The sequence below is a fragment of the Leucobacter sp. Psy1 genome (assembly GCF_020096995.1).
In the GTDB taxonomy this organism is placed as follows: Bacteria; Actinomycetota; Actinomycetes; order Actinomycetales; family Microbacteriaceae; genus Leucobacter.
The window spans coordinates 2,834,699-2,856,637 of sequence record NZ_CP083692.1 but is presented as its reverse complement, the minus strand read 5'-3'; the positions used below and the strand labels follow the sequence as shown (position 1 = coordinate 2,856,637).

Below are 21,939 nucleotides of genomic sequence, written 5' to 3'. Positions count from 1 at the left end.
CGTGGATTCCGTTCAATGGAATAGTAGCCCACCCGGGCATGTCGGGAACTCAGAATGTGGGCATGAGCCACACCCTTTCCACCGCTCTGCGCGTCGCGCGCAAGCGGAGCGTCGCCGAGGATGTCGTCGAATTCGTGCTCGAGAGCGTTGACGGAGGGCGACTGCCGGATTGGGCGCCTGGAGCGCACATCGACATCGTTCTCCCGCGCAGCGGTGCGGTCCGGCAGTACTCTCTGTGCGGGGACCGGTGGCGGGCTGATGCATACACGATCATGGTGCAGCGGGATGCTGCGGGCAGGGGCGGTTCCGCCGAGCTCCACGACGAGGTGGGGGAGGGCGAAGTCGTAGCGTTCGGGGGTCCGCGGAATCACTTCCGCATGGCACCCGCGGAGGAGTACCTCTTCGTGGCTGGCGGCATCGGCATCACGCCGATACTGCCGATGATCGATCAGGCGCGTCGCCTCGCTGTGCCCTGGCGGCTGCTGTACCTCGGGCGCAGCACCGCGCGTCTCGCGGCGCTCGAGGAGCTCGAGTTGCTCGCGAGCGAACAGAATTTCGTTGCGGTGCACGATGCGGGGAGGCTGGGGCGCGCCCGTCTCGATGAGTGGCGCCCTCGTGATCCCCGCATTCGGGTGTTCGCGTGCGGCCCCGCGCGCCTCCTCGATGAGATCGAGAATTGGGGCGCCCTCCCGGGCGGACTCCCGCCGCGCATCGAGCGTTTCACGGCCGAGATCCAGGGGAGCACGATCTCGACCCCGTTCGAGGTGGTCGCGTCTCGCAGCGGGGTTACAGCCACTGTCGATCCTGCGGAGAGCGTCGCTGATGCGCTGCGCAGATCGGGGGTCGATGTGATCACCTCCTGCGCGCAGGGGGTGTGCGGCACGTGCGAGACCGGGGTGCTCGCCGGAGACCCCGACCACCGCGATTCCCTGCTCGATGACGACGAGCGGCAGCTGGGCACCTGCATGTTCCCCTGCGTGTCGCGCAGCCGGAGTGCCCGGCTCGTTCTCGACCTCTGACATCCGAGCACACGCAGCCAATGGAGGCAGCCATGCATGACCGCACCCCTGCAGCACGCACCTCGACATTGACCGAGGCGCCGCCGCTCGATATCGATCCGTTCTCGGAGGCGTTCCTCGCCGACCCGATGCCGTTCCACGAGGAGCTTCGTGAGACGGCACCCGTGACGTTCCTCGAACCGTACGGCGTCTACGCGGTCGCGCGTTACGACGAAGTGCATCGCGCACTCACAGACTGGCAGGGGCTGCAGTCCGCAGCTGGAGTCGGCCTTGCCGACTTCACACGAGAGGCGCCCTGGCGTCCGCCGAGCGTGCTGCTCGAGGCGGATCCCCCTCGGCACGACGCGCCGAGGTCGGTGCTCCAGAAGCTGCTCTCCCCTCGGAGGCTCCGCGCTCTCGAGGAGCAGTGGAGATCCGATGCCGTCGAAGTCGTCGACGAACTGCTCGCGCACGGCCGGGAGTTCGATGCCGTATCCGACCTCGCGGAGGTGTTTCCCCTGCGGGTGTTCCCCGACGCAGTGGGGATCGGCGCAGAAGGGCGCGAATACCTGCTCCCGTACGGGGACTTCGCGTTCAACGCGTTCGGGCCGCAGAACCGACTCGTCACCGACGCCCAGGCTCGGATCGGCCCGGCGGTGGCGTGGGTGGGGGAGCAGTGCGCACGCGAACGCTTGACGGCAGGGAGCATCGGTGCGCAGATCTGGGGTGCAGCGGATCGGGGCGACATCACCCGGGAGCAGGCCCCCCTCGTGGTGCGCTCTCTCCTGACGGCGGGCGTCGATACGACCGTCACCGGCATCGCCGCGGTGCTGCGTGCGATGGCGGATCGGCCCGAGGACTGGACCCGTGTGCGTGAGCAGCGGTCGCTGCTCCCTCGTGTCTTCGAAGAGGCCGTGCGTCTCGAGTCCCCCGTGCAGACCTTCTTCCGCACCACGACGAGGCCCGTCGAGATCGCGGGCGTGCACATCCCCGAGGGGGAGAAAGTCCTGATGTTCCTGGGGGCGGCGAACCGCGATCGGCGTCGCTGGGACGAGCCGCACGCGTTCGATCTGGATCGCGACCCCTCAGGTCATGTGGCGTTCGGTATGGGGTTGCACCAGTGCGTCGGCCAGCACATCGCCAGGCTCGAGGCGATCTCCGTGCTCGATGCGCTGCTCGACCGGGTGACCGCCCTGGAATCCGCCGGTCCGGTCCGCCGACACCTCAACAACACGCTGCGCGGTTTCGAGTCGCTGCCGATGCGACTGACCGTCGCTTAGCGGACCCCCTGCGGCGGCTTACACCACCGGGGTCCCGTGGGTGTGGAAGCTCTCGATCGTCTTCATACCCCAGGCCTGGCCCTTCTTCCGCTCCTCCTCGCTCCACTCGACGACCGGCTGGTCGGGGTCGAGCAGCAGGCGCGCTCCGGCGTTCGCGAATTCGATGCGATTGCCTCCTGGCTCCCAGACGTAGAGGAAGAACGTCTGGTTGATGGCGTGCTTGTGGGGGCCCGATTCGATGTAGATGCCGTTCTCGAGGAAAATGTCCGCGGCTTTCAGGATGTCTTCACGAGTGTCGGGCGCAAACGCGATGTGATGCAGGCGGTTTCCGTGCTTCTTCCAATCGTCGCTGTAGACGACATCGTACGATTTCAGGCCGAAGTGGAACCACCAGGCTGCGAACTTTCCGCTGTCGAGGCGGATCCGCTCGCTCTCGCGCATTCCGAGCGCCTGGGCGAGGAACTCGCCGTTGGCCTCCACGTCCTTCCCGAGGTAGTTGATGTGATCGATGCGGCGCGCGTTGACGCCGCGTCCGGGGAATGCGGACGCCTGGTTCTTCAACGCGGGCCGGTCCTCGTCGCCGGCGACATAGCGCTCTGTCTCGTAGTAGAGCGCCATCGAGTGGCCGTCGGGGTCGCGGAACATGAACGTCGGCCCCGTGCCGACCTCGCCGTCGACCCATCCCTCGCCGAGCCCGAGGGCTTCGATCGCGGCGACGCGGCGTTCGAGCGCCTCCTGGCTGGCCGCCCGGAACGAGGTTCGGCCCACCCCCGCTGCATCGGAGGCGGTGAGTTTGATCGTGTATCGCTCGTAATCGTCCCAGGTACGGAGGTAAGCGACGCCGTCGGACTGCTCGACGACCCGCATGGCGAGCAGGTCTCGGAAGAACCAGAGGCTCTCCTCGAACTTGGGCGTCAACAGCTCGACGTTCGCCAGGTGGGCGACGTCGAAAGCGGTCGAATCGGTCATGGTGCGGTCCTCTCTGACTGCGTGCGATGGAGATGGACGAGCGGCCGACGCGGTCTGGGGTAGACGCGGCCGTCGAAGAGTTTGCGTGCGGTACGCAGATTGCGGGAGGAGACGGCGACGAAGCCGATCCCAGGGCGATCCTCGACCTCGACGATCGCCTCGAACGCGCCGGTCGGGTGCTCGATCGTCACGGTGTGACGATCGGCAGCTCGGGCGGCGACGTGGCCGACGGAACCCGGAATCTGGGTGGACGCGGCGACGGATGCGGCCATGAGGACCCCGATGGAGGTGTGCACCCGGTGCGGGATGAACGATCGGGTCGAGATGGTGCCGCCGTGCCGAGGGGGTGAGACCAGGATGACCTTCGGCACGGTCTGCGTCGTAACGTCGCCGAGCCCCATCAGGCGTCCCGCCTCGATGCGAATCCGTTCGAGGCGATCGGTGAGTCCCGCGTCGGCCTCCAAATCTGCCGGGCGCTCGTCGCCCGAGACACCCCAGTCCGACGTATCGAGCACCACCACGGGCATCCCGCAATCCACCAGTGATGCGCGGTGCCCCTCGATGAGGTCGACGGCGTTACCGGTCGGCAGCAGCCGAGCCTCGGTTCCCCCCATCTCGATCTCGATCGGCGCCGCGCTCCCGGGGACTCCGTCGATCGACTGGTCGCCGTCGTACTCGACCGTGCCGGCGCGGGTGGAAAAAGTGGCCGTCGCGATGTCGCCGGTATTGACCAACCGGATCCTCACCGAGGTGCGGTCCGCCTCCGGAAGCACGAGTCCGCGCTCGACGGCGAACGGGCCGACCCCGGCGAGCAGGTTGCCGCACGTCTGGCTGTCGGAGACCACATCGGAACCGACGCCGACCTGGAGGAAGAGGTAGTCGAGGTCGATCCCCGGCGCCTCCGATCGGGAGACGATCGCGACCTTGCTGGTGAGGGGATGCGCGCCCCCGATGCCGTCGATCTGTCGATCGTCGGGGCTGCCCATCACACGCAGCATCAGGTCGTCGATCGATGTCCGCTCTCGGGGAAGATCGTCCGCGAGAAAGTAGGCGCCCTTCGAGGTGCCGCCTCGCAAGAGCATGCAGCGGATCCCCTCGGTTTCGGGTGCAGGGAGAGGAGTCATCGCGGTTCGCGCTTCTCGAACTCGGCCTGCGAGAGTGTACGTACGCCCAACTCGACGAGCAGCGGCCGCAGGCCCTTCCGGTCCAGGCTCAACTCGCCGGCGGCGTACGCCGCGCGATCGGCTCCCTCTTTCGCCCGGCGCTGATCCGCGGCCTCGAGGACCTCTGCCGCTCGTTCTCGAGGCACGCAGACGACACCGTCGTCGTCGGCGATGATCACGTCGCCCGGGCGGACGAGCGCTCCAGCGGCGATGATCGGAACGTTGACCGAGCCAGCCGTCGCCTTGACCGTGCCCTGGGCGTGCACGGCTCCCGACCAGACCGGAAAGTTCAGGCCTCGCAGGTCCGCCGTGTCCCGCACGCCGGTGGTGGTCACCAGCCCGCGCACCCCTCGCGCGTGCAGAGCGGTCGCGAAGAGGTCGCCGAACGCGCCGTCGAGCGAGGGCGAGGTGGTCGTGACCACGAGCACGTCCCCGCGCTCGCACTGCTCGATTGCGGCATGGATCATGAGATTGTCGCCGGGCCAGCAGAGGACCGTGACCGCTGATCCCGCGATGCTCGCGCCCTGTTGGATGGGCGAGATGCTGTGGGCGAGGAGCCCCTCCCGCCCGAGCGCCTCATGCACCGTGGCCACCCCGTGCCGTTCGAGCGCCTCGATGGTCGCGGCGTCAGTGCGAGCGATGTCCGTGACGATGAGGCCGGTGGGCCCGCCGCTGGAGCTCGGTGCAGCCGAGGTGTTCACTGGAGCACTCCGGTGACCTGCGGAAAGTACCGCATGTAGGCCTCGCCCATCGTCTCGTGGGGGAGGCCGAGGTTGGGGCCGGCGTTGCGCTTCACCTGTACACCGCGGCGGATCGCGAGCTGCGTGTAGTACTCCCACATGTGCTTCTGGGCGGGGAGGCACTCCATGGCGGCGCGTTTGCGGTCGAAGGCATCGGTGATGTCCAGCAGCACATTCGGTTTGAAGTCGCACTGCTCGGGCTGATGAGGTTCGAAGAAGAAGACGGGAGGTGCGCCGATGATGTCGTCCTGTGCCGGGAAGGAGCCGTCAGCGTTGGCGACGCCGATCGCCTGGGCGAGCACGCGGGCCTGAAGCGCCATGCGTGCTGCGGCAGGGTGATCGCCGTTGTAGGGGTCGGCAAGCGGGTGGGTGAGCACCACCGTGGGTTGTGCCGTGCGGTAGACGTCCACGAGTCGATGCACGGCTTCCTGGCTCTCGACGAGAGGATAGTCGCCGAGATCCAGGAACTCGATGCCGGCGCCGAGAGCTGCCGCGGCGGCCTCGGCTTCGCTTCGCCGTATCGACTTGATCTCGTCGAGTGACTTCCCCGCCAACCATTGGCTCGCCGACTCTCCGCGCTCGCCATATGACAGGCACACCACCGTGGCGCGTTCGCCGCGCTGCACCGCGGCGGCAATGGCTCCGCCTGCGCGCCACACGAAGTCGCCGGCGTGAGCGCTGACGACCAGCAGGGAAGGGGTGGGTGCGGTCATGAAGATCCTCCTCGATTGGAGACCAGAGAACCACAGCGATAGCGCTTCGTCAAGATTATTGTTGACAATTCTGGTGACGAAAAGCACTATGGGGTGAGGCAAATTCCCTCGTCGCGCGAGGGGCCCCGATTCGTCCGGGTGCCGGGCGAGCGATGCAGACAAGGAAGTCGAGAACATCATGGCAAACACCCTTCAGGAACTGATCGACGAGCGCGGCAGCACCGTCGAGATGCTCCGCAACTCACGGCTCGGCACGTACATCTACCCCGTCGTGCCCGCGGAATTCAGCAACTGGAGGCGTGAACAAAAAGCCTGGCGCGAGACCGCGGTGCTCTTCGATCAGACGCATCACATGGTGAACCTCTTCATCAAGGGACGTGACGCGCTCAAGCTGCTCAGCGACACCGGCATCAACTCGTTCGCGAACTTTCCCGTGGGCATGGCGAAGCAGTTCGTCCCGGTCGCTTCGAATGGCGGGGTGATCGGAGACGGCATCCTCTTCCACGAAGCCGATGACGAGTACGTGTACGTCGGCCGAGCACCCGGCGCGAACTGGCTGCAATTCCACGCCGAGACCGGCGGGTACGACCTCGAAACGCTCTATGACGACCGGTCGCCTTCGCGGCCCTATGGCGCTGTCGTGCACCGCGAGTACTACCGCTTCCAGATCCAGGGACCGCGAGCCTGGGAGGTCATCGAGAAGGTGAACGGCGGGCCGGTCGAGCAGGTCAAGTTCTTCCGGATGGGAACCATCACCATCGCTGGCGAGACCGTGCGCACGCTGCGCCACGGCATGGCGGGGGCGCCCGGTCTGGAGATCTGGGGTCCCTACGAGCAGCACGGGAAGATCCGAGACGCGATTCTCGCGGCCGGCGCGGAATTCGGTATCGAACCTTGCGGTTCCCGCGCCTACTCTTCGAACACCCTGGAGTCCGGCTGGATCCCCTCGCCGTTGCCCGCGATCTACTCGAGCGAGGCCGAGCGCCCGTATCGTGAATGGCTCGGGGTCGACAGCTACGAAGCGATCAATGCGATCGCGGGCTCGTTCGTCTCCGACGACATCGAGGATTACTACCTGAACCCCTGGGAGCTCGGCTACGGCTCGTTTGTGAAGTTCGATCACGACTTCATCGGCCGTGACGCGCTCGAACAGATCGACGGTTCGACTCAGCGGCAGAAGGTAACGCTCGCATGGAACGATGAGGACCTTGCGAAACTGCTCACCACGGTCATCGACCGGGAGGGGCCCGGATATCAGTTCTTCGACTTGCCGAATGCGAACTACGGATCGTCGAACTTCGACGCCGTGATCGACGCTGATGGCAGCAATGTCGGGCTCTCCCTCTTCACCGGGGTCACCGCGAACGAGAAGCGCGGCCTCTCCCTCGCCACCGTCGACCGCGACGTTCCGATCGGGGCCGAGGTGCGCGTGGTCTGGGGTGAACCCGATGGCGGATCGGGCAAGACCACAGTCGAGCCTCACGAACAGCTCGCAGTGCGCGCCGTGGTGAGCCCGGTCCCGTACGCCGAGACCGCGAGGCAGGAGTATCACGGAGGATGGCGTACCACCGGGAAGCTGTGACGGGCCTCCCCTCTGTGGCGCCCGAAGGCCTCCAGCGGCTCTCAGCCAAGGCGACGTCTACCCGTCCCCGTGGATCACGGAGAACTGTCCGGAGGATCCCCGGATCGCTCGCGCGACGGTGTCGTAGCACCAGTCGAGGGCGGCGGAGTGCTGCGTCGTGTGGCGGCGATACAGGCGGACGGACACCGGCTCCATGGGGAAGGGGAGTGGGCGGACCGTCAAGGGCCAGGTCGCTGCCCATCCTTCGGCGATGGTGTCCGGAACGGTCGCGACGAGTTCGGCGTCCCCCGCGAGCGCGACGGGGAGTGCTGCCACGCGGCCGACGACCACGCGAGGGGTGAGCGCGACCCCGGCGCGTGCGAGCGCGGCGTCGAGGAGTCCGATGCCCGAGTCGCCGGCCACGCGGAGGTGGACGGCGCCCGCGTATCGCTGCAGCGTGAGTTCTCCGTGCGCCAGGGGATTGTCTGAGGAGACTGCGACTCCGTACGACTGCCGTTTGATCACTGTGCTCTCGAACGCGGCAGGGAGCAGGGCGGGCGTAATGGCGAGGTCGATGCTGCCCCGGGAGAGCTGTTCAGGGAGGCGCTCCGGGTCGGCTGGCACCACTTCGATCCGCATCCGCGGAGCCCGGGCCCGCACGGCCCGCAGGATCGCCGGGAGCCAGCCGATCTCACCGAGTTCGGAGAGCGCGATCCGGAGGTGCCGGTCAGACGCCGCGGGGTCGAACCCGTGGAGCCCGTCGACAGCGCGGTCGATGCTCAGAAGCGCATTCCTGAGATCCGGGTAGAGGGCCTCGGCTGCGTGGGTCGGTTCCATGCGGCGCCCGATCCGTTCGAACAGTGGGTCGTCGAGCTGCTGCCTCAGCTTCACGAGCGCCTGGCTGACTGCGGGCGGCGTGACGAAGAGGCGCTCTGCCGCCGCGGTGATACCGCGGGCCTCGAAGATCGCGACGAAGACACGGACGAGGTTCAGGTCCATGAAGAATTACTGTATCCGCATTCATCATTCATGAAGCAAATCACCCACTATCAGTCCTCGTGCATCCGTAGTGTGAGGACAGCCCACGCCGGGCGTGACCGAAGGAGTTCACATGTCGCAGTCAGCTGCAGAAGCCATCGACGCCGCCGGAGGACCGGTGGCCTACCTGAGGAACGCGCAGGCGCTCCCCACCCAGTTCCCTGTGAGGCCCGAGTTCACGAATTGGATCTCTGAGCAGCGATCGTGGCGGGAGTCGGTGGCGCTCCTCGACCAGTCCCACCACATGACCGACCTGTTCATCAGGGGACGCGACGCCGCTCGACTCCTCAGTGACGTCGGGGTGAACAGCTTCAGTCGGTTCCCGGTGGACGCCGCGAAACAGTTCATCGCCGTGAACCACGAGGGCTATCTCATCGGCGACGCAATCCTCTTCCACCTCGAGGGTGAGGCGGGGGAACCCACGGATGTCTACGACCTCGTCGGGTGGCACATGGTGCTCGACTGGGTGGAGTACCACGGTGAGACCGGTGACTACGAGGTTACCTTCGAGCGCGACCCCAATTCGATTGCACGAGCCGCTGCGGGAGGTGGCGATCCGAAGCTGTACCGGTATGAGCTGCAGGGCCCGAATGCGCTGCCCTTGCTGGAGCGGGTGACGGGTCGGCCGGCGCCGGAGACACGGTTCTTCGGTATGGAGACCTTCGAGATCGCGGGCGTCACGGTCCGGTCACTGCGTCACGGGATGGCGGGGATGCCTGGGTTCGAGCTCTTCGGGCCCTGGGCCGAGGGCGACCGCGTCCGGGAGGCGCTGATCGAAGCAGGAGACGAGTTCGGACTGACCCTGGTGGGTTCTCGAGCCTACTCGTCGGCGAACCTCGAGTCGGCCTGGGTCCCGTCTCCGCTGCCCGCCATCTTCACCGGAGAGAGCAGCGATGCCTACCTCGCATGGTTACCAGCGACGCGACTCGGCTCGCTCGCCGGCTCCTATGTGGCGGATCGCATTGAGGACTACTACCTGTCACCCGGTGAGCTCGGATACGGCCGCACCGTCAAGTTCGACCACGAGTTCATCGGACGTGCGGCGCTCGAACATCGCTCTGCTGAAGCGGAGAGCGAGCGGGTCAAGGTCTCCCTCCTCTGGGATGCCGACGACGTCGCGTCGATCCAGCGCTCAGCATACGAGTCGGGCGTGCCGGCCAAGTTCCTTGAGTTTCCGAAGGCGCGTTACGGGCAGCACCAGGTGGATCGCGTGCTCGTCGGCGATGCGACCGTCGGCCTCTCGCACGATGTCGGCTACAGCGTGAACGAACAGGTCTTCATGTCGCTCGCGAGCGTGGCCCCGGATGCGGCGGAGCCCGGAACGCGGGTCGAAGTGCTGTGGGGAGAGGACCCGAACACCGCGAAGCCCGCGAGTGAGCGTCACCGGCAGGTGCGCGTGCACGCCACAGTCGCTCCAGCCCCGTACTCCCGTTTCGCTCGCGAGAGCTATCGGCGGTCATAGCGACCTTGTGAACTGCTCGGTCTGACGGTGCGGGCGAGTACTCGCCTCAGGAACTGGTTCCCGGCATGGGGGAGCCGACGCGAACATCGAGGCGTTCACCGAGACGCGATAGATCATGTTGCGGCGAGAGCCGACACTACCCGCTCAAAAGATACGCACGGGTCTCGGCCTGCAATTCCGTTCAACGGAATTCCACTCACCGACGACAGGATCGCGCGAGCATACTGATGAGGCGCGAACAACATGTCAGCAACTTTGACGAATAAATTGTTGACAATGTGGGTGCGGATTCCTAGTGTCAGAGTGGGTTCCGGCGCCCGCCCGGAAGACCCGTTGGATCAATGGCGATGAACGAGGAAGTGCAGAGGCTATGGCAGCTCGGTTGACCTTGCAGGGGGTGAACCTCCATTTCGGAGGCGTCACAGTGCTGCGCGATGTCGGTTTCGAGGTGGAGCCTGGGCAGGTGTTCGGTCTGGTGGGTCCCAACGGAGCGGGCAAGACATCGCTCTTCAACTGCATCAGCGGGCATTATCGGCCGAGCTCCGGATCGATCCGCATCGATGACACCGAGGTCCGAGGCTCTCGCCCCGCGCAGATGAGCGGGCACGGGCTCGCCCGCACCTTCCAGCACCCGGCGCTGCAGCTGCGTGAGACGGTACTCGAGAACGTCATGCTTGGAGCGCACACGAGGCTCCCGGGCGGTCCGCTCGCGTGGTCTCTCCGGTTGCCTCACGTGACGCGAGCCGAACGATCCCTGCGGGCGGAGGCGTTGCGTCTGCTCGAAGAAAATGGGCTCGGGTGGGCTGCGCATCGACGGGCAGATGAGCTCTCGCACGGCCTGCACAAAGGGATCGAGCTCTGCCGGGCCCTGATGGGTAAACCGCAGCTCCTCCTGCTCGACGAGCCGGCGGCGGGCCTGCCCCACTCAGAGGTTGAACAGCTCATCGAGACGGTGAGACGTCTGGGGCGCGAGGCAGACGTCACCATTGTGATCGTCGAGCATCACATGGGTCTTATCGCCGCGCTGACCGATCGTGTCGTTGTGCTCGATCACGGCGCGAAGCTGCTCGAAGGCACCGCTGCCGAAGCACAATCCGATCCCCGCGTGATCGAGGCGTACATCGGAAAGGACGACGCCGATGCCGCTGCTTGAACTGGAGAACGTCACCGCGTCCTATGGGTCGGTGCAAGTGCTCGATGGTGTCTCGCTGTCGGTGCCCGATGGCGGTGCCGTCGGGGTGCTTGGAGCGAACGGCGCTGGCAAGACAACCACACTGCGAGCCATCACCGGTGTGGTGAGGGCCGGGGGATCCGTTCGCTTCCTCGGCCGCGACATTCGTGGCCTGCGGCCCGATCAGGTCGCGGCGCTCGGGATCGCGCATGTGCCCGAGGGGCGCGGCACACTCGGCGACCTCACGGTGCGCGAGAACCTCAAGGTCGGCGCGTATCTGCGGAAAGATCGGGCGGCAATCGCGACCGACATCGACTACTGCCTCGAGCTCTTCCCGCAGCTGCAGGAGCGGGTGAGCGCGAACGGGTCGACGCTTTCGGGAGGCGAGCAGCAGATGCTCGCGGTCGCGCGGGCGTTCATGGCGAAACCGAAGTTGCTGCTGCTCGATGAGGCATCCCTCGGTCTCGCCCCTGGTACCGCCAAAGCGGTGTACCAGGCGATCAAACGGCTCCGTGTCGAATCGGGTATTTCGATGCTCGTCGTCGAGCAGAACGCGAACCTCGCATTCTCGCTGGTCGACGAGGCGGTCGTACTCGAGACAGGACGCAGCGTGCTCTCGGGGTCGACCGAAGAGTTGCGCACCATGGACGAAATCCGACGCGCCTACCTGGGAGGTTGAGACATGGGCACCTTCATCCAGCTACTGATCGACGGTCTCTCGACTGGCTCGATCTACGCGGCGCTTGCCCTCGCGATCGTGCTCGTGCACCAGGCCACCGGCATGGTCAACTTCGCGCAGGGCGCGATGGCCGTGCTCTCCGGGTACATCGCATTCACCTTCCTGGGCTTCGGCGTTCCGCTCATCCTGGCGATCCTCATCACCATCGTGATCTCGTTCTTCGTCGGGGCCATCGTCGAGCGGTTGCTGATCCGCAAGTTCGAGCAGGGCAACCCCGATACCGCGGTGGTGGTGACGATCGGTCTGCTGACCCTCATCACCGGCATCTGCGCGTGGCTCTGGTCTTACAACAACCAGCTGTTCCCGTCGCTCTTCCCGAATCAGACGATTTCCCTGCTCGGAGCGTCGGTGAGCGTGCGCTCCCTCGGCACCATCATCGTGATCCTCGCCATCATGGGGCTGCTGCAGCTCATGTTTGTCGGCACGAAGCTCGGACTCGCCCTGCGCGCGGTGTCGATCAACCAGCAGTCGGCGGCATTCGCAGGCATGCCCGTCGGCCGGCTGCTCATGGTGGGATGGGGGCTCGCAGCCGCGCTCGGTGCCGTCGCGGGCGTTCTGGTCGCCCCGCAGCTCACCCTGACGCCGGGCATGATGGACACGGCCCTGGTGTACGCGCTCGCCGCCGTGATCCTCGGAGGCTTGACGAGTCCCATCGGGGTCGTCGTCGCAGCAGCTCTGATCGGTGTGCTCGAGAACCTCGCGGCAGTCTACGTGCCCTTCATCGGCCACGACCTGAAAGTCGCGGTCCCGTTCATCCTGATCTTCGTAGTGCTCGTGGTGAGACCCCAGGGCCTGTTCGGCCGGAAAACGGTGGTGAGAGTCTGATGTCGCAGTTGCTCAAGAAGCCCGCGGTTCACTGGGCTGCACTCGGTGTTCTGGTCGCTCTGGCCGTCGTGCTTCCGCTCGTGCTGCCTGAGATCGCGAACGACACCATCGCCCGCATCATCGTCTTCGCGGTGGCGGTGCTCGGTCTGAACGTGGTCATGGGGTACGCGGGTCAGGTGTCGCTCGGACAGATCTTCTTCCTGGGTCTCGGTGCGTACGTCACCGCGTACGGCGTCACGCACGACTGGAACATCGTGCTCACGTTCGTGCTCGCCCTCATCATTCCCGCGCTCGCCGGGCTGCTCATCGCGCTGGCGGCCGCGCGTCTCGGGGGCCTCGCCATAGCGATGGTGACGATCGCGCTTCCGATCGTCGGATTGCCGCTCGCGAAACGACTGAGCGATTGGACGGGCGGTTCGCAGGGCGTCTCCTCGCGATTCTCGGACGCCCCCGAGTGGACCGGCCTCTACAACGACCAGTGGAAGCTCTACCTCGTGATCGTGATCGCCGCTGTAACGTTCGCGCTCGTGCGTAACTTCGTGCGCGGCAAGTTCGGGAGAGCGCTCGCCATCGTGAAGGAGAACCCGGCCGTCGCCTCGTCGATGGGCATTTCTCCGTACTGGTACAAGGTGCTCGCCTTCACGATCGCCTCGCTCGTCGGGGGAGTGAGTGGGTTCCTCTACATGACCGTGCTGCAGTACACGTCACCCGAGACGCTCTCGTTCCATCACTCGATCACGTTGGTCGCCTCGATGGTGATCGGTGGTGCCGCGACCATGGTCGGTTCGGTCATCGGCGGCATCTACTACGTCTTCGTGCCGGTGCTGACAAATGCCATCGACCCGAACCTGACGGCCGCACTGCAGGGCGCGATCCTCCTGCTCGTCCTGTTCCTGCTTCCTGGTGGCCTGGCATCGCTGCCACGCACTCTCGCCGGACTTCGGAGATCGCCCGGGGTGCGACCCGGCGCGCCACCTGCAGATGCGGGGGCGCCGCCGCCCGAATACAGCACCCACAACTCGCAATAGTTCATGAGAAAGGTGAGAAGAATGAAGAGGAACATCAGAACGCGGGGGGCCTTCGGCGCCGTGGCGCTGTCGGCAGCCGCGCTCCTCGTCCTGAGTGCGTGTGCGCGGGACGGCGGAGGCGAGGCGAGCCCCGGCATCACGGATGAGTCCATCACGCTCGGAGTGACGACGCCGTTGAGCGGAGGTACCGCCGGCCCCGGAACCTGCACCGTCGCAGGGCTCCGCGCCTACATGGGTGCCGCCAACGCCGCCGGCGGTATCGAGTTCGGCGATGGGAAGACCCGCGAGGTGCAGATCGAAGCGCTCGACGACGCTTACGATCCGCAGAAGGCCTCCTCCAACTTCCAGACGCTGAAGAACGAGGCGTTTGCCATCACCTCGGGTCTCGGCACGCCGACCAACCTCGCGTGGCGCGAAGCCGCCACTGCAGATGAGGTGCCTCAGGCGCTCGTTATGACGGGTGACCCCATCTTCAGTGACCAGGAGGAGAGCCCATGGTCCCTCGGTTGGGTGCCGGTCTATCAGAACGAGGGCGAAGCGTTCGGGGAGATGCTTGCGGCGTCGTCTGAGGATCACAAGGTCGCGATCCTCTCGCAGAACGACGACTTCGGAGAGGGGTACGTCGAGGGCTTCAAGGAGGCGATCGCGGGGTCTGACAACATCGAGGTTGTCGGCGAACTCACCTACGAGGCCACCGACACCTCCGTTGACGCGCAGCTCACCGAGCTCGCCGCCACCGACGCCGACGTGTTTTTCAACGCGATGTCGATCACCCCGCTCGTGATCTCCTCGCTCGAGCGTGCGCAGAGCATCGGGTGGGAGCCGAGCTGGTTCCTTCCCTCGAATACCTCCAGCCCGGGGGCTATCCTCGAACCAGGCGGTGCCGATGCGTATCCAGGCGTCTACTCGGTGGCGTTTGCCAAGGCACCGGCCTCGCCCGAGTTCTCGGACGACGAGGATGTCCAGACCTTCCTGTCGAATCTTGAGGAGTACGCGGACTACTCCGACGTGCCGGCGTTCCCGCACTGCATGTGGAGCTACATGCTCGGCGCCACGCTCGAACAGGTCTTCCAGGACATGGAAGAGCCCACGCGCGAGAGTTTCATGGAATCGCTGCGCAGCATCGAGGACTTCCAAGCCCCGTTGATGCTCGAGGGTACGACGGTGAACACGACCGAAGACGGCGAACCGGCTGTCTCGACGGTCGTGGTGCAGAAGTACAACGGTCAAGGGTTCGACACCGTCGATCAGCTGGAGTAGCACCCCGTATGCGTTGACGCCGACGCTCCGGACCTGACCGGAGCGTCGGCGTCGGCGTGTGTCAGGCGTGCGTGCGCGAGATTGCTTGGATGATCGCCGCGAGGTGCGTCTCCGTCGCAGTCGCGGCGGCGTCGGGGTCGCGTGCGATCACGGCGTCGATGATCGCGGCGTGCTCTTCTACAGATGCGTTCGCCCGTTGCGGGTCGAAGGCCAGTCTGAACTGGTGCCTCGCGGCTTGGGCGCGAAGCCGTTCGAGGAGCTGGTTCGCCACCCCGTGGTGAGAGATCTCGCGCAAGACGGCGTCCATCTCTTGATTGAGTGCGGCATAGCGCACGAGGTCGCCCGATTCGACGGCGGTGCGCATGCCGTCTCGCAGTGACGCGAGCGCTGCAATGCGATCTGCTTCGATGCGTTCGGCTGCGCGCCGAGCGACCAGCACTTCGAGTCCGACGCGCACTTCGACGATCTCGATCGCCTCGTTCGGTGAGATAGCCCGGACGCGTGCGCCGCGGTTCGGCATTCGTTCGATCAGTCCTTCACCCTCGAGTGTCATCAAGGCGTGGCGCACCGCGGCGCGGGTCGCGCCGAACTCGGTACTGAGGTCGGCTTCGATCAGACGCTGCCGAGGGACGAACTCCCCGTCCAGAATGGCTTGGCGGACGTGGTGGGCTACGCTCTCGGAGTTGGCCTTGACGGTCGACTGCTCGGACACTGCGTTCCCCTATCGCCGAGTATCTTGGCGACAATTTTGTCGCACCGGTTCCGGTCCATTGTGGCACGGGGAAGCATCGAAGAACGATACCGCAGCGCGTTCAGTTCAGTGACTCGCCCCGCGTGCACACCGTGACCATCTTCGTGCCCTTGCCGTGGGGTTCGAGCGCTTCGACGCAGCCGTGCGTCGCCTCGATGCGCACTGTGACCCCGCGGGGTTCGAGCACGGTCATGATCGCTTCGGCGATCTGTTCGCCGAGACGTTCTTGCAGCTGCGGTCGTTTCGCGGTACTCGAGACCAGCTTGACGATTCTGCTGAAGCCCGCCAGGCGACGGCGGGGCGAGTAGGTGACATCGACCCGGCCCTCGAACGGTAGGAGGTGGTGGGGGCAGATGGAGCGGAACGAGACATCTGTGACGGAGACGGCCTGCCCCTCCGCTTCGCCTGCGGAAATCTCCATCGGCACGCCCAGGGCATCCGCGGGGTCGGCTCCGGCCTGCGCGAACATCTCGGCAGCGAGGTCGGTCACGCGCTCCGGGGTTCTGCGGAGTTCGGCGATCTCCGGATCGACACCCATCGCTGCGAGAAACTCCGTCACGGCGCGCATCGCGCGTTCCCGGTCGATACTCATGGCCGCGTCACCCTTCTTCGGATCGGCCGCGTTCCAGCCGGTCGACGGTCTCGAGTCCGTGCTGCGCCCACGCGATCTCCGCTCGTGCGCGCTCCGCGAGCCCCTCGTAGGCGAAACGCTTGTAAGCGATGGTCCGTTCGTGATCGCGCTCGTCGGTCACCCGCAGACGATTGACGAGCATCGGGTTGTCGAGTGCTTCGATGTGCGCGAGCTCGCCGTCCCAGCATTCAAGTTCGTGCCGCCAATGATCGATATGCGCGCGCAAGAAGGCGCGCGCCGCGTCGGGCTCGGCCGACTCGAGGTACGCCGCGCGCAGGTGCGCGGCGTCGCGAGTGCGCTGATAGTCGGGAGGACTGTTCATCCACTCCAGGAAGGCGCGGTCTCCGGCCTCGGTCACGTGGTAGATGCGGCGGATACCACGCTCTCCGCGCGATTGCTCCTCGGCGACGACAAGTCCCTCGTTCGCCATCTTGCGCAGCTCCGGATAGATCTGAGAATCCGCGGCGTGCCACACATGTCCCACCGACTGCGAGAACTGCTTCTGGAGGTCGTAGCCCGACATCGGGCCGACGCGCAGAAGCGCAAGCAGTGCGCTGCGAAGGCTCATGGTGCAGTCCTTGTTCAGTGGGCCGGGAGGCTCAGTTGATGAGAGAGGGGCCGGGGCATGCCCCGACCCCTCTCAGCGTACAATCTTCCGGTGCGATCAGGCGTTGTAGCCGGTGCGCCAGCCTCCCTGGTACTCCTTCCGGGCTACCGTCGAGTACGGTACGGGGCTGACGACGGCGCGCACGTCCGTCTGCTCGTGCGGCTCGACGGACGCCTTCGCCGTGCCGCCGCCCGGCTCGCCCCAGACCACCCGCAACTCGGTGCCTTCGGGAACCGAGGGATCGATCGTCGCGAGCGAGAGGCCGCGGCGCTCGTTCGCGCTGTAGCCGGTGAACATCGAGAATCCGACGACATTATCGTCGGCGTCGACCACGGAGTCGTAGTTGGCCGAACCGTAGTTGGCAAGCGGCAGGTCGAAGAACTTGTAATTCGGGCCGTCGACGTTCAGCAGCGAGGTCCAGACCTTGCCGAGGTCATCGGCGTTCCAGGCGAGCGTGACCTTTTTGCGCTGTGCGGCGGGATCCATCTTCTCGAGAGCGTCGCGGCCGATGAAATCGTGGTCGAACTTGACGAACGAACCGTACCCGAGCTCCCACGGGCTCAGGTAGTAGTCCTCGATGTTGTCGGAGACGTATGAGCCGGCAAGCGTGCCGGTGGCCTCGTAGCTGTCGACCCCGAGCCACTCGCGATACGCTCGCTCTTCGGCACCGGTATAGATGGCCGGCAGCGGAGAGGGAATCCAGCCCGACTCCAAGGTATTCGACGGGTACGCTCGCGATCCGACCGGGAGGAGGCCGAACTCAGCACCCGCCTCGACGATGGCGTCTCGAATGTGATCGTGATCCTCGTAGGGTCCCCAGACCTCGAGGCCCGGTGCGCCTGCCATGCCGTGGCGCAGCGTGCGGACCTGCTTGCCGGCGATCTGCATGGTCGACATGTTGAAGAAGCCCAGCTTCTCGAGCGGGCCGCCGTTGAGTTTTTCGATGACCGCCCAGGCATTCGGTCCCTGGATCTGGAACCGGTAGTACTTCCGTGCGACCGAGTGGCCGTAGGGGCGCGACGGCGAACGGCGATCCACCTCGATGTCGAGGTTCTGATATCCGCCGGTCTCGCCGTGGAACATCAGCCAGTTCGACGCCGGGGCGCGGCCGACGTACACGTACTCGTCCTCGGCCTCACGGAAGAGGATCCCGTCACCGATGACATGACCTGACGCTGTCGTGGGCACGTACTGCTTGGCCTTGTTCACCGCGAAGTTCGCCACGGAGTTGATGGCGGTATCCGAGATCAGCTTGATCGCGTCGGAACCCTTCAAGAACACGTTGTCCATGTGGTGGGACTGATCGTAGAGAACAGCTGTCTCGCGCCAGGCGCGCTGCTCCTTGATCCAGTTCGCGAAGTCGGCTGGAACGACCGGGTAGATGTACGAGCCGATCTGGGAGTTGCGCAGTAGTTCGACCGGGTTGGTCTGATCCAGCAATTCCTGCAGGTTGTTCGCCACGATGAGAACCTCTCTGTTTTCTGTGGATGGTGCCGCAGCACCGATGGGCGGGGCTAATTGAAGACGATGGTGTGGTTCTGGTGTCGGATCACCCGATCCTCCGCGTGCCACTGGACAGCGCGGCTGAGCACCGCGCGCTCCACGTTCGCACCCATCCGCTGCAGGTCAGCCGCAGTCTCGGCATGGGTGACGCGGATGACATCCTGTTCGATGATCGGACCCTCATCCAGTTCCTCGGTGACGTAGTGACTCGTCGCGCCGATCAGCTTCACACCGCGCTCCTTCGCCTTCCGATACGGAGCTGCGCCGATGAACGCCGGCAGGAACGAGTGGTGAATGTTGATGACGGGCACGCCGACCTGCTGGAGGAACTCCGGGGAGATGATCTGCATGTAGCGGGCGAGCACGATGAAGTCGACGTTGCCCTTCAGGAGTTCGAGGATCTTGGCCTCGGCCTCGGACTTGTCCGGCCCCTGCGAGGGGACGTGGAAGAAAGGGACGCCGAAGCTGCGCACGTCCTCGACCATGTTGGTGTGGTTGGAGATGACCATCGGGATCGTGACGGGCAATTCGCCGCGACGCTCGCGCCAGAGCAGGTCGAGAAGGCAGTGATCGCTCGTCGAGGCGAGTACCGCCATGCGCTTCGGGACCGACATGTCGCTGAGGTTCCACTCGACGTTGAACGGGTCGAGCGTGCTGGAGAGATCGGCCTCGATCTCCGGCATAGCGGCTCCGAGGTTCGGCCGGTGGAACACGACGCGCTGGAAGAACGCACCGCCCTCGGGGTCATCGGAGTGCTGGTCCAGGGAAACGATGTTGCCGTTGTTGCGTGTGATGAGCGTTGTCACGGCGGCCACGAGGCCGCGCTGATCCGGTCCGTGGACGATCAGGCAAGCGTGGTCACGTCGAGTCTCGATGGTTTTCGTCATGGCGTTCCCTTTTCTACTGCTTCGAGGCGAAGTCCCGCGCCCACTCTGACGTGGCGAGCAGGCCACCGAAAGTATAGAAGTGAGTGCGGACGTTCCCGCTCGAAGGGTTCACCTCGAGCAGGTTGCCGAGCTCTTCCATGAAGCGATCAGGGCCGGCGGTGCCCATGAGATTCGTCAGCGAGAAACCGTACTTCTTCACGATTCCCGTGCTGGCCCCGACGCCGAAGCGTCGTGCGTACCCGAGCAGACGCTTGATGCCGGCGGGCCCTGGCGTGCCGATCCGGATCTCGGATTCGATCCCGCGCGCGCGAACCTCCAGCACCCACTGCAATACGGCTTCCGCGTCGAAGGCGAACTGGGTCAGGATGACCGCGTTGAGTCCCTGCGTGTTCAACACGGCGGACTTCTCCTCGAGGTGCTGCCAGAGGACCTCGTTCGGGATGTCCGGGTGGCCCTCGGGGTAACCGGCGATCGAGACCTCACGGACGCCGTATTTCTGGAGCACGCCGGACTGGATGACGGTCAGCGAGTCGGGGTACGGGCCCTCGGGTGTTGCGGGATCGCCGCCGACGCAGAAGATGCGCTCCGAGGCGCCGATCTCCTGCAGGCGGCCGAGAAACTCTTCGAGCTGGTCCTGGGACTGCAGGCGTCGTGCCGAGATGTGGGGAACGGGGATGAAGCCGAAGTCCTCGACGGCTTTCGATGCCGCGATGCGCATCTCCAGGTCTTCATTGCCGAGGAAGGTGACATTGATCTTCGTGCCCTGGGGAATCGACTCGTGCGCTTCATCGAGTCCTGGAATGTCCTTGCCGGTCATCTCGAGCGAGAAGCCGTCGAGCAGCTTTCGTGCAGCAGGAGTGGTCATGGTCCAAGTCTTCCTTTCGCGGCGCGTCTTTGCATCCGTCGGTTTCAGCATACCTATGTAGGTAGGCAATGTCTATAGGGAAATGGTCGATGTGCGAGAACCTGAGAGGCGGTCGGGTCGCGTCGTGATTCGCGACCCGACCGCCGCCTGGTCGGATCGGGTCCTTAGTCCGCGATGACCGAGACCGCGTGCGGCTCCTGGAAATCACGGACCCCGTGCAGGCCCTGCTCGCGTCCGATACCCGACTGCTTCACTCCGCCGAAAGGGGCGCGCAGGTCGAGGCGCGTGGCGCCGTGGTCGTTGACCCACACGTAACCCGACTTCAGCTGAGGAGCGACGCGATCGGCGGCACTGGAGTCCCCGGTCCAGACCGAGTTACCGAGCCCCGCCCAAGTGTCGTTCGCCAGACGGATCGCTTCCTCTTCACTGTCGAATGGGATGACCGGAATGACTGGACCGAACTGCTCCTCCGTGACCACCCGCAGCGACGGGTCGGCGTCGACCACGATCGCGGGGCGCACGAAGTTGCCGCCCTCCAATTCGCCTCCGGGAAGCTCGCCGAACTCGCGCACGTCGGCGCCAGACTCCTTCGCTTCGCGAATGAGGTCCTCGACGAACGTCTTCTGGGTGGGTGAGTGCAGGGGCCCCATGGTCGTTCCCTCTGGCTCGTCCAGTCCGTAGCCGAGCTTCACGCCGGCCAGACGTGACTCGAGCCCCGCGACGAGCTCATCCATGCGCGAGCGGTGCACGATGAGTCGTTTCGCGTTCATGCAGATCTGGCCGGTGGTGTCGTAAATCGCACCGAAGAGCTTGTCGAGGTGCTCGTCGTCCAGCGGGGCGTCTTCGAGGAACACCGCCGCGTCGTTGCCACCGAGCTCCAGGGTGACGGGGGTGAGCGACCGCGAAGCCATCTCCATGATCTTCCTGCCGCCATTCACGCTCCCCGTGAAGCCGACCTTCGCGATCTTCTCGTTCGAGATCAGGCCCGAGAGGTCGGCATCGTGCCCGGTGATGACCTGGAGCACGCCGGCGGGCAACTTTTCGGCCACCCGCTGGACGACACGGGCAGTTGCAAGCGGTGCGGTCAGCGGTGGCTTGACGATGACCGTGTTGCCTGCGAGCAGCGCGTGGGGGAGGGCAGCGCCGAGAATCGCGATCGGCCAGTTGAACGGGACGATGATCGTGACGACGCCCATCGGTTGGTACGTGATCCGCGTCGAGTTCGGGATCGCGCCGGGTACCGGTTCGAGCAGCTCCGAGGTATCGACATCATCGGCGTGCGTCAGTGCGAGGTTCCAGCGGAGCTCGAAGACGAGCGAGTCGACCCACGCCTCGTGCACGACCTTCCCGTTCTCCTGGGACAGTACTGCGGCGTCGTCGTCGCGATGTTCGGCGATCCCCTGAATGGCGGCGGCCATCTGCTCGGCGCGCTCCGGCCCCGAGAGTGCCGACCACGCGGCAAAGGCCGCTTCGGCCGCGGCGACGGCATCCCCGACGTCCTCGGCGCTCGCGGCAGAAGCAGTGCCGACGATACGGCCAGGCTTGCCCGGATCGGCGATCTCGAGCACCTGATCGGTGTTTCGCTCCTCGCCGTTGATGAACAGGACGGTGTGCAGATCGGACATCATTGTCCCTTCCTCGATGACTACAGGGCCTCCAGTGAAGTCAATCTAGTTGACAAGTAAACTAGCAATCTCGCCTCTCATTGAGTGGAAATCGCGTGTGTATCGCTGCCCCGCCGCAAAGAA

The 21,939-nt window shown here is 65.4% G+C and carries 21 protein-coding genes; 9 read left to right on the top strand and 12 right to left on the bottom strand.

The annotated features are described in order from the left end of the window. Positions 1-62: 62 nt before the first annotated feature. A complete protein-coding gene (locus tag K8P10_RS13485; protein WP_224779413.1) occupies positions 63-1,019 on the top strand; it encodes a PDR/VanB family oxidoreductase in 957 nt (318 codons plus the stop codon). A gap of 32 nt (positions 1,020-1,051) precedes the next feature. Further along, positions 1,052-2,278, top strand: a complete 1,227-nt coding sequence (locus K8P10_RS13480) for a cytochrome P450 (RefSeq protein ID WP_224779412.1) — start codon at positions 1,052-1,054, stop codon at positions 2,276-2,278. 18 nt (positions 2,279-2,296) lie between these two features. Here K8P10_RS13480 and K8P10_RS13475 read toward each other — a convergent pair whose 3' ends face one another. Genes K8P10_RS13475 through K8P10_RS13460 form a run of 4 tightly spaced genes read right to left on the bottom strand, consistent with a single transcriptional unit; the run spans position 2,297 to position 5,863 of the window. Further along, positions 2,297-3,247: a VOC family protein gene (locus tag K8P10_RS13475; RefSeq protein ID WP_224779411.1), complete on the bottom strand. Its 951-nt coding sequence runs from the start codon at positions 3,245-3,247 to the stop codon at positions 2,297-2,299. Next, complete coding sequence (locus K8P10_RS13470; RefSeq protein ID WP_224779410.1) at positions 3,244-4,371, bottom strand: 4-oxalomesaconate tautomerase; 1,128 nt, start codon at positions 4,369-4,371, stop codon at positions 3,244-3,246. Before K8P10_RS13470 ends, K8P10_RS13475 begins: the two co-directional genes overlap by 4 nt. Continuing rightward, positions 4,368-5,111, bottom strand: a complete 744-nt coding sequence (locus K8P10_RS13465; protein WP_224779409.1) for a 4-carboxy-4-hydroxy-2-oxoadipate aldolase/oxaloacetate decarboxylase — start codon at positions 5,109-5,111, stop codon at positions 4,368-4,370. Before K8P10_RS13465 ends, K8P10_RS13470 begins: the two co-directional genes overlap by 4 nt. Next, the gene (locus K8P10_RS13460) at positions 5,108-5,863 is read right to left on the bottom strand and encodes a PIG-L deacetylase family protein (protein WP_224779408.1); all 756 of its coding nucleotides are present in this window, start codon (positions 5,861-5,863) and stop codon (positions 5,108-5,110) included. The genes K8P10_RS13465 and K8P10_RS13460 overlap by 4 nt, the downstream gene beginning before the upstream one ends. Before the next feature lie 178 nt (positions 5,864-6,041). On the opposite strand from K8P10_RS13460, the gene K8P10_RS13455 reads away from it, so the two are divergent. Continuing rightward, a complete protein-coding gene (locus K8P10_RS13455) occupies positions 6,042-7,445 on the top strand; it encodes an aminomethyl transferase family protein (RefSeq protein WP_224779407.1) in 1,404 nt (467 codons plus the stop codon). 57 nt (positions 7,446-7,502) lie between these two features. Here the strand turns inward: K8P10_RS13455 and K8P10_RS13450 are convergent, their stop codons facing one another. After that, the gene (locus K8P10_RS13450) at positions 7,503-8,423 is read right to left on the bottom strand and encodes a LysR family transcriptional regulator (RefSeq protein ID WP_224779406.1); all 921 of its coding nucleotides are present in this window, start codon (positions 8,421-8,423) and stop codon (positions 7,503-7,505) included. A gap of 112 nt (positions 8,424-8,535) precedes the next feature. Here K8P10_RS13450 and K8P10_RS13445 point away from each other — a divergent pair, with 112 nt between their 5' ends. The 6 genes from K8P10_RS13445 (at position 8,536) to K8P10_RS13420 (ending at position 14,947) form a co-directional block, all read left to right on the top strand. Further along, complete coding sequence (locus tag K8P10_RS13445) at positions 8,536-9,924, top strand: aminomethyl transferase family protein (protein ID WP_224779405.1); 1,389 nt, start codon at positions 8,536-8,538, stop codon at positions 9,922-9,924. A gap of 370 nt (positions 9,925-10,294) precedes the next feature. Next, a complete protein-coding gene (locus K8P10_RS13440; protein ID WP_224779404.1) occupies positions 10,295-11,077 on the top strand; it encodes an ABC transporter ATP-binding protein in 783 nt (260 codons plus the stop codon). Then, the gene (locus K8P10_RS13435) at positions 11,064-11,774 is read left to right on the top strand and encodes an ABC transporter ATP-binding protein (RefSeq protein ID WP_224779403.1); all 711 of its coding nucleotides are present in this window, start codon (positions 11,064-11,066) and stop codon (positions 11,772-11,774) included. Before K8P10_RS13440 ends, K8P10_RS13435 begins: the two co-directional genes overlap by 14 nt. Positions 11,775-11,777: 3 nt before the next feature. After that, the gene (locus K8P10_RS13430; RefSeq protein ID WP_224779402.1) at positions 11,778-12,659 is read left to right on the top strand and encodes a branched-chain amino acid ABC transporter permease; all 882 of its coding nucleotides are present in this window, start codon (positions 11,778-11,780) and stop codon (positions 12,657-12,659) included. Then, complete coding sequence (locus K8P10_RS13425) at positions 12,659-13,687, top strand: branched-chain amino acid ABC transporter permease (RefSeq protein ID WP_224779401.1); 1,029 nt, start codon at positions 12,659-12,661, stop codon at positions 13,685-13,687. Before K8P10_RS13430 ends, K8P10_RS13425 begins: the two co-directional genes overlap by 1 nt. Before the next feature lie 21 nt (positions 13,688-13,708). After that, a complete protein-coding gene (locus K8P10_RS13420) occupies positions 13,709-14,947 on the top strand; it encodes an ABC transporter substrate-binding protein (protein WP_224779400.1) in 1,239 nt (412 codons plus the stop codon). 61 nt (positions 14,948-15,008) lie between these two features. On the opposite strand, the gene K8P10_RS13415 is transcribed toward K8P10_RS13420, so the two are convergent. The 7 genes from K8P10_RS13415 to K8P10_RS13385 all read right to left on the bottom strand — a co-directional run bounded on the left by K8P10_RS13415 (position 15,009) and on the right by K8P10_RS13385 (position 21,819). Further along, entirely contained in the window at positions 15,009-15,659 is a 651-nt protein-coding gene (locus tag K8P10_RS13415) for a GntR family transcriptional regulator (protein ID WP_224779399.1), read from the bottom strand. 100 nt (positions 15,660-15,759) lie between these two features. Beyond that, complete coding sequence (folE, locus tag K8P10_RS13410) at positions 15,760-16,290, bottom strand: GTP cyclohydrolase I (protein WP_224779398.1); 531 nt, start codon at positions 16,288-16,290, stop codon at positions 15,760-15,762. A 7-nt stretch (positions 16,291-16,297) separates the two neighbouring features. Next, positions 16,298-16,897 carry a PadR family transcriptional regulator gene (locus K8P10_RS13405; RefSeq protein ID WP_224779397.1) on the bottom strand — a complete coding sequence of 200 codons (600 nt, stop codon included), beginning with the start codon at positions 16,895-16,897 and terminating at the stop codon, positions 16,298-16,300. A 96-nt stretch (positions 16,898-16,993) separates the two neighbouring features. Then, positions 16,994-18,397, bottom strand: coding sequence for an aminomethyl transferase family protein (locus K8P10_RS13400; RefSeq protein WP_224779396.1), 1,404 nt, complete (start codon positions 18,395-18,397; stop codon positions 16,994-16,996). Between the two features lie 53 nt (positions 18,398-18,450). Then, positions 18,451-19,326: a formyltetrahydrofolate deformylase gene (gene purU / locus K8P10_RS13395; protein ID WP_224779395.1), complete on the bottom strand. Its 876-nt coding sequence runs from the start codon at positions 19,324-19,326 to the stop codon at positions 18,451-18,453. A 13-nt stretch (positions 19,327-19,339) separates the two neighbouring features. Then, positions 19,340-20,191, bottom strand: coding sequence for a methylenetetrahydrofolate reductase (locus K8P10_RS13390; RefSeq protein WP_224779394.1), 852 nt, complete (start codon positions 20,189-20,191; stop codon positions 19,340-19,342). Positions 20,192-20,355: 164 nt separating this feature from the next. Continuing rightward, positions 20,356-21,819 (bottom strand): aldehyde dehydrogenase, encoded by a 1,464-nt coding sequence (locus K8P10_RS13385; RefSeq protein ID WP_224779393.1) that lies wholly within the window; start codon positions 21,817-21,819, stop codon positions 20,356-20,358. Between the last annotated feature and the right edge of the window lie 120 nt (positions 21,820-21,939).